The sequence below is a fragment of the Moorena sp. SIO4A1 genome (assembly GCF_010672065.1).
In the GTDB taxonomy this organism is placed as follows: domain Bacteria; phylum Cyanobacteriota; class Cyanobacteriia; order Cyanobacteriales; family Coleofasciculaceae; genus Moorena.
Window position 1 is genome coordinate 1 of sequence record NZ_JAAHHX010000124.1, and the last position, 8205, is coordinate 8205.

An 8205-nucleotide genomic window follows, 5' to 3' on the forward strand; every position below is an offset into this window, starting at 1 on the left:
CTTCATGGCAAAAAGAAAACCAAGCAGAAGGCTTGAAGTAAGGCTTGAGCCGGATGATGGGTAACTGTCAAGTCCGGTTCTTAGGGGAGGGGAGTAGAGTAATCTACAAACCTTACCCGACTTCACGCACGGTTCTGGAGCGGAGGTGCCCTGGATAATACCAGGCATCGACCGTAATTACCACCTTCCTCGAAGCAGTCGGGGATGTAGTACTCAGCTTTTCTGACATCTTGGATATCCTAGATATCCAAGATGTCAGAATTTGTCCGGGTTAAAAGTATCAGTACACAGCCCTATATCCAATAGATATGAGGAAATCGTTTCAGATGATAGTGGTTGCACAATTATAACTATTTTGTGAACTATAACGCGGGCATTATGGTCTCACAAGAATGAAAGTTCTTTCCATTGTCTTGATGCAGTCGCTAATGGGGGAAACCCCCAAGACCGCGCTGCATCGCTACCAAAAATCCCGATCTACTTTCTTCCCTCTTGCTAGCATGCCTATTGCCTATTGCCAATACCCAAGCGCGACTATGTTCACAACTCAAATAAAAATGCTATAGCTAACTGACATTTTGTGTCACAATTGCATCTGATCTAGTAAACATAGTATTGGCAGCTGCTATGAGCGAAACCATCTTTAGCAAGATTATCCGCCGAGAAATTCCAGCGGATATTGTTTATGAAGACGATTTAGCCCTTGCCTTCAAGGATATTAACCCTCAGGCACCAGTTCATATTCTGGTAATTCCCAAGAAGCCCATTCCTCAACTGGCAGCAGCTCAGTCTGAAGATCAAGCCCTGATGGGACACCTGCTCTTAACTGCTAAGCAAGTTGCTGAGCAAGCCGGTTTGACCAATGGCTATCGACTGGTGATTAATAATGGTGCTGATGGTGGTCAAACTGTTGATCACCTGCATTTGCACATTTTGGGTCAACGCCAAATGAAGTGGCCTCCTGGCTGAGGTTTTTTTTAATGCTCAGTGTTGAGTGCTTAGTCGTAAGTAGGTTTCTAAGTTAGGAGTTACGGAAAGAACCAGGCTCAGGCTCTATATTTCAGGCTCTATATATATAGGCGTTCGATGGAGGGCCTCTAGTTTTATGCGATCGCTATCTTGTATGCGATCGCTATTTTGGTTTACCTATTCTTCCTATATCACATTCATATTTATTTGTCAAGACTTCTTTAATATAACTTTTACTTATTTACATTATTTAATAACCTGAGGGTAAATTACTCTCAAAACCCTTTACAAAAATAAATATATTGCTTAATATAAGTACATGAAGGCGCACACAAGCCGGACGAACCTCGATAACTTCATATTCATACCCGCAATCATAAGAACATGACTACTGTATTACAGCAGAGCAACACCTCTGTGTGGTCTCAGTTCTGCAATTGGGTCACCTCCACCAACAACCGCCTCTATGTAGGTTGGTTTGGTGTATTAATGATCCCAACCCTGCTAGCTGCTACCACCTGCTTCATCATTGCTTTCATCGCTGCTCCTCCTGTGGACATCGATGGTATCCGCGAGCCCGTTGCTGGTTCTCTGATGTATGGCAACAACATCATCTCTGGTGCTGTTGTTCCTTCTTCTAACGCCATTGGCTTACACTTCTACCCAATCTGGGAAGCTGCTTCATTAGATGAGTGGCTTTACAACGGTGGTCCTTACCAGTTGGTAGTGTTCCACTTCCTGATTGGTGTATTTGCCTACATGGGTCGTGAGTGGGAACTGAGCTACCGCTTAGGTATGCGTCCTTGGATCTGCGTCGCTTACAGCGCACCCGTTGCAGCTGCTAGCGCCGTATTCTTGATCTACCCAATTGGACAAGGTTCTTTCTCCGATGGTATGCCTCTAGGTATCAGCGGAACCTTCAACTTCATGTTCGTGTTCCAAGCTGAGCACAACATCCTGATGCACCCCTTCCACATGCTAGGTGTAGCCGGTGTATTCGGTGGTTCCTTGTTCAGTGCAATGCACGGTTCTTTGGTAACCTCCTCCTTAGTACGTGAGACTACTGAAACTGAGTCTCAGAACTATGGTTACAAGTTCGGTCAAGAGGAAGAAACTTACAACATCGTTGCAGCTCACGGCTACTTCGGTCGTTTAATCTTCCAATACGCTTCCTTCAACAACAGCCGTTCCTTGCACTTCTTCTTAGGTGCATGGCCTGTAATCGGCATCTGGTTTACTGCACTGGGCATCAGCACCATGGCATTTAACCTCAACGGTTTCAACTTCAACCAGAGCATCATCGACTCACAAGGTCACGTGATCAACACCTGGGCTGACGTACTAAACCGTGCCAACCTAGGTTTCGAGGTAATGCACGAGCGTAACGCTCACAACTTCCCTCTAGACCTAGCAGCTGCTGAAGCTACTCCTGTAGCTTTGACTGCTCCAGCGATCAACGGCTAATAAGATCGTAATCCGATCACCCCTAGGGGAGTACAAAGGTACCCCCTAACAGCGCTCTCCAAAAAGGGAGCGCTTTTTTATTTGGTGGCAAAGCACCAATCGCTTTTCCAAAAAAAAATAAGAGAGCCGTCAAAAAGACTCTCTAGGTCATCAGGGTGCATCTATCTACTGATCTCAATATAACAGATTGAGCGAGGGGTGTCACCCCTCAGTTAATAATTTTCCAAGCAGCTGACCCTAGGTATAGCGCTACGCGGAAGTCAGAAGTTAGAAGTCAGAAGTTAGAAGTCAGAAGTCAAAAGTAAGCTATGACTAAGTTTTGGAATTTAGGAATGTCCTAATCTAAATGCGTAGTGCTATATGTTCACGTATCAATTTTTGCAAAAAAATAAGAGAGCCGTCAAAAAGACTCTCTGGATCATCAGGGTGCATCTATCTACTGATCCCAATATAGCATAAAATGATGGGTGACACCCCTCAGTGAAAAAATATGGTAATTTAAGATGGCGATAGTGCTCTAGTTCCGAGAAAAGGCGAAATTAGCAAAATTCAATTCATTTGTGCCATTCCACTTGTAAACTTGGTTGCGAAACCCTTTCCACTGTTCATAAACTTTCTTAAACTTGGCATCTTTGCTAGCATCTTCCTCAAATAACTCGAATGATGCTTTCTCAGCGGCCTGCAAAATGTCTTGAGAGTAAGGAGTCAGCTTAACACCCGCTTTAATCAAGCGTTCCAATGCCCCTCCATTCAAAGCATCATACTGAGCCGCCATATTTATATTGGCGTACCTGGCGGCATCTTTAAAAATTTCCTGATACTCCTTGGGCAACTTATCCCAAGCTTTTTTATTAACCTGTACCTCTAGGGTTGGTCCGGGTTCCCACCAGCCTGGATAATAATAGAACTTAGCTGCTTTGTACAAGCCCAGCTTCTCATCATCATAGGGACCAACCCATTCAGCAGCATCAATGGTTCCCCGGTCTAGGGCAAGGAAAATTTCACCCCCAGGTAATACTTGGACATTCACCCCCAAGCGCTCCATCACTTTACCTCCCAATCCAGGGATACGCATTTTTAATCCCTTCAGGTCACCTACAGAATTAATTTGTTTCTTGAACCAACCTCCCATCTGAGCACTGGTGTTACCTGCTGGAAAATTAATCACCCCAAAGTCAGCATAGAGTTCCTGCATCAATTCCAAGCCACCACCGTGGTACAACCAAGCATTTTGTTGTGGAGCAGTTAGACCAAAGGGTACACTAGTGCCAAATGCTAGGGCAGGATTTTTGCCAACGTAGTAGTAACTAGCGGTATGACCACACTCAACGGTTCCCTGTTGGACGGCATCGAGAACCTCTAATCCTGGTACAATTTCACCAGCCGCAGAGGGGGTAATCTGGAAACGCCCATTGGTCATGGCACTGACCCGCTTACAGACAGTATCAGCTCCCCCATAGATAGTATCGAGAGATTTTGGCCAGCTCGTGACCATTTTCCATCGAACCATAGGCTGACTGCCGGATTGAGCAACTGGTCCTGTACTAGCTTGATTACAGGAGGCTAAGGCAGCTGTACTGGCTGCACCAATCGCAGCGTTACTAAAAAATTTTCGGCGTTTCATGGTTCTTGATTCAACACTTGGTCATCTTTTGCGCAAATTATATCAAGTTTAGCACTTACGCCCCAAACCCTATTATTGACGGTAATTACAGCGATTTCACCCTTTGACTTGTAACTAGAAACCAGGTTTTATGGGTCTTGGTGGGTAAGTCCTGAGGGGATAGAAGCAAAGGGCGGTAAGGGGAGAAATGGGCTTTCCCCGCTGTTAACTCAAGGAGGCAAACAGGATCAGTAGATCGAAAAATCATTTTAAGGCAAGCGATCGCAGCTCCTAAAATCCCCGACAGTAGCGATCGCTTGTTTATTACCTCGCCGACTTTTACTGGGGGTATTGATGAATTTTTTTCTAGTTGAGGAGTACTTAGAAGTATCTCAAAGAGCAATCGCCACCATGCCTTTTGCATTTTATCTAAATTAGCGTCTCAGTACTGGAGCAACATCGCCATACCATGTAGGGTTAAAACAGGCTACTCCAAAAACACCAGCCCCAACTTCTTGGCTTAATCCTGCCCCTGCACCACGTTTCTCAAAGCAATATCGGTGCATCGCTGCAACGCATTCTGGAGCTTGTGATTTTCCTAAGTTGTCACATCCTTGGTGATAACTACGAAGAGTATTAACAGAAACATCGCCATACCATGTAGGGTTAAAACAGGCTACTCCAAAAACACCAGCCCCAACTTCTTGGCTTAATCCTGCCCCTGCACCATGTTTCTCAAAGCAATATCGGTGGATCGCTGCAACGCATTCTGGAGCTTGTGATTTTCCTAAGTTGTCACATCCTTGGTGATAACTACGAAGAGTATTAACAGAAACATCGCCATACCATGTAGGGTTAAAGCAGGCTACTCCAAACACACCAGCTCCAACTTCTTGGCTTAATCCCGCACCGCCACGACTGTTTTTATCGCAATATCGGTGAATCGCTGCAACGCAATCTGGTGAACGTGATTTTCCTAAGCTGTTACAACCAGAATGATAATCACTAAGTATTCCCCCAACAGCTACCTGTACACCTATCCATCCGGCAAACTGATCCTCAAAAGTGAAAGCTTCTTGTTCTAACTTATTGTTTCTGTAATTTTGGTTAGCCTTCTTATATTCTTTGAAATAATGATAACCAAAACCATAGTAACCACCATGCCGTTGACACTGCTGGGAATGAATAAGCTCATGAGCTAGTAAAACAAGCTGATTAGTATCACTCGACCTATATGAATCGTTAACATAAATTTGGTCGCAATAAGCTTGAGCTCCAGAGCCTTGACTAATTTTATACCCAAAAGCTGACCATTCATCTAGCAAGTTAGCATTGTAGGTAACTCTAACACGGTCAACCAAATCTCCAAAATGAGGTCGTAGATATCGCTTCTGAAAGTTGTCTAAGGAACGACCACTGCTATTGTTCGTTCTCATCCATTCAGCAGCAGCGCGATAAGCTCCTCTACCAGCCTCCCCCCATATTTCTTCAACAGGAATTCCTATATCAATCAGTCTACCTGGATCGCATCCACCACTGAAACAATTTTGTATTTCACGTCTTATATCATTTATCCCTGGAACATTTACGTCTGGAACGTAAATCTCCCGACATAGTCCACCTACACAAACCCTCCTAGTTCCTGCTTCTACACTAGAAGTATGAGTAGCTAACTCTACCGTTAACCCCAATACTGCTGCTGATAATAGAAAGCTCAAAAATTTAATTCTAGATCTCATAGTTGTTTTATTGCTTGTACTGCTTTTAGGATAGTGACAAAATAGAAATCTAGCGGTTTTTAACCTAAGGATGTACACAAAACTTTTTATTTCTTTCTTATTCCGACTTTACTAATAGCTGCTCCCTGCTACCTAAAAGCCCAAAAATTGGGTGCATCTCATTTTTGCTGTTTGACACGGTGGTGCGTTACGGGCAGCAACATAACCCTGACTACGAGGCGAAAAATTAAGGCCCCCCTAACGCACCCTACTGGACCGACACATTTAAAATGGTGCAATAAGCGTAGGTTGGGTTGAAGAATGAAACCCAACACCAGTAACGCTTTGTTGGGTTGAGCGGTAGGGAAACCCAACAAACATTTTTAGGTGTGCCACGCCACTACGCAAAATTTTAAAAAATGAGATGCACCCCAAAAAGTGTACCTGACTAGGTTGAAAACCGCTATAACTAGATTAAATCTTAACAGTCAACAGTAAACAGTATTCAATAGTCAACCTTCTTTACCTAGATGTGAGATCAGCGATCGCATTCTTAGTCATAGCTGCGATCGCTTTATCATTTGCTTTCGGTAAATGATAATACTTACCACCGGCTTGTTTGGCCAATTCCTTGGCAAAACCAGTAGAAACAAACTTACTCTCGGTATCAATTACTAATAATTGAACCCCATTAGCTCGAATGCGAGCGGCAATTTCCAACAATTCCCCTTTAATATCTGGCTTTTCCCCTTCCGGTAGAGTTTCTCCCAAGGAACGAGCTAAGGGAATATTGCCCCGACCATCAGTAATTGCCACAATTACCACTTGACCAATATCCCCAGACAATTGAGCATTCATGCCCACATGCACCGCCTGAGTCAATCCATGAGCTAAAGGGGAACCGCCACCACAAGGTAATCGCTCCAAACGCCGCTTTGCTAAAGCAATGGAACGGGTAGGGGGTAACAGCACATCGGCTTGTTCTCCCCGGAAGGGAATCAGGGAGACTTGGTCACGGTTTTCATAAGCTTCCGTCAGAAGCTGCATCACTGCTCCTTTTGCAGATTGCATCCGGTTTAGAGCCATAGACCCTGACGCATCTACTACAAAAACTACCAAGGAGCCAGCTCTTCGGGCTAACCGCTTGGATCGTAAATCCCCTTGTTCGATAATCACCCGACGGTTAGGATGACGTTGCCTACGAGCTTTTTGATAGGGTGCAGCAGCTCTGAGGGTGGCATCTACAGCAATCCGCCTTACTTTCCCCTTCGGTAGTATCGGTTTAACATATCGACCCCGGTCTTCTGAAAAGATAATGCTACGGTTTCCGGACTTACCTTGCCGTTGTGCCATCTGAGCAAAGTAAAGCACACTAGGGTCAAGTATCACCCCTTCTGGGTCAAAGAGAAACTCTTCCGGGATACTCGGAGCTTCCTGTTCTTGCTCCTCTGAGTCATTGTCGTCCTCCTTGTCTTCCTCTTGGTCTTGCTCTTCTTGAGATTGATCTTGTGGGGGTGGGGGAGGAGGAGGTGGTGCTTCTTCTGGTGGTGTTTCTACCATAGTCGCACGGGGGACAATTACCAATTCCACGGCCCGACGCAAATCCTCGGAATTAACTGTCTGACGACCATCTAAGGCTGCTGCAGCTTTAGCCACTCGAACCGCAAACAGTTCTGCCCGATGACCTTGGACACCACCTCGGATGGCTTCATTGACGAGATAGGTAATTTGGTCATGGGTAATCTCAACATCCTTGAGCCACTCTCGCGCTAGAATAATATCCGTCTTGAGGGTATCCAGATCCTCCTGGTATTCCTCCAGAAACTGCTGGGGAGAGTTAGCGTATGCGATCGCTTGTTCTACTGCCTCCACCCGTTGCTCTAAGGCCAAAACACCGTCAGCAGAGAGGGTAATGGCAATTCTGTCCAATAAATGTTCTCGTAATGGTCCCTCGTCGGGATTGTAAGTGGCAATTAAAATTGGTTTGCAGGGATGTTGGAAACTAATGCCCTCTCGCTCAATTAGGTTGCGCCCTTCGGTTAAAACACTCAGTAGCTGGTTAGCAATTTGGTCATCAAGCAGGTTAATGTCATCGACATACAACACACCCCGATGAGCTTGGGCAAGTAATCCTGGTTGAAAGACAGGTTCCCCTTGTTTGACAGATTGTTCCACATCCACCGAACCCAGGAGTCGGTCTTCGGTCACTCCTAGAGGAATTTGGACGAAGGGAGCTGGGATGATTTCGGTATCTGAAGAACCGTCAACCTGTAACTGTTCCTGTAACTGTTCCTGTAACTGTTCCTGTAATGCTTCCTCTGGAGTACAGTTACTCAAGGAACCCTTAACCACTTCAATCGGAGGGAGCAAGGTATGGATTGCCCGTGCCATCACTGATTTAGCTGTGCCACGGCGTCCTGCGATCGCAACGCCTCCTAATCCAGGGTCAAT

The 8205-nt window shown here is 45.3% G+C and carries 5 protein-coding genes; 2 read left to right on the top strand and 3 right to left on the bottom strand.

Features of this window, described 5'->3' with window-relative positions:
* Positions 1–627: 627 nt before the first annotated feature.
* Entirely contained in the window at positions 628–969 is a 342-nt protein-coding gene (locus tag F6K53_RS34290; RefSeq protein WP_075902343.1) for a histidine triad nucleotide-binding protein, read from the top strand.
* 384 nt (positions 970–1353) lie between these two features.
* On the top strand, positions 1354–2433 hold the full coding sequence (gene psbA, locus F6K53_RS34295; RefSeq protein WP_070393396.1) for a photosystem II q(b) protein: 1080 nt from the start codon (positions 1354–1356) through the stop codon (positions 2431–2433).
* Between the two features lie 517 nt (positions 2434–2950).
* Here the strand turns inward: psbA and F6K53_RS34300 are convergent.
* The 3 genes from F6K53_RS34300 to bchD form a co-directional block, all read right to left on the bottom strand.
* The gene (locus F6K53_RS34300; protein ID WP_293027261.1) at positions 2951–4057 is read right to left on the bottom strand and encodes a TRAP transporter substrate-binding protein; all 1107 of its coding nucleotides are present in this window, start codon (positions 4055–4057) and stop codon (positions 2951–2953) included.
* Between the two features lie 413 nt (positions 4058–4470).
* On the bottom strand, positions 4471–5775 hold the full coding sequence (locus F6K53_RS34305) for a hypothetical protein (RefSeq protein WP_293027258.1): 1305 nt from the start codon (positions 5773–5775) through the stop codon (positions 4471–4473).
* A 501-nt stretch (positions 5776–6276) separates the two neighbouring features.
* The coding region (gene bchD / locus F6K53_RS34310) for a magnesium chelatase ATPase subunit D (protein WP_293083781.1) at positions 6277–8205 on the bottom strand (1929 nt) is incomplete at its 5' end.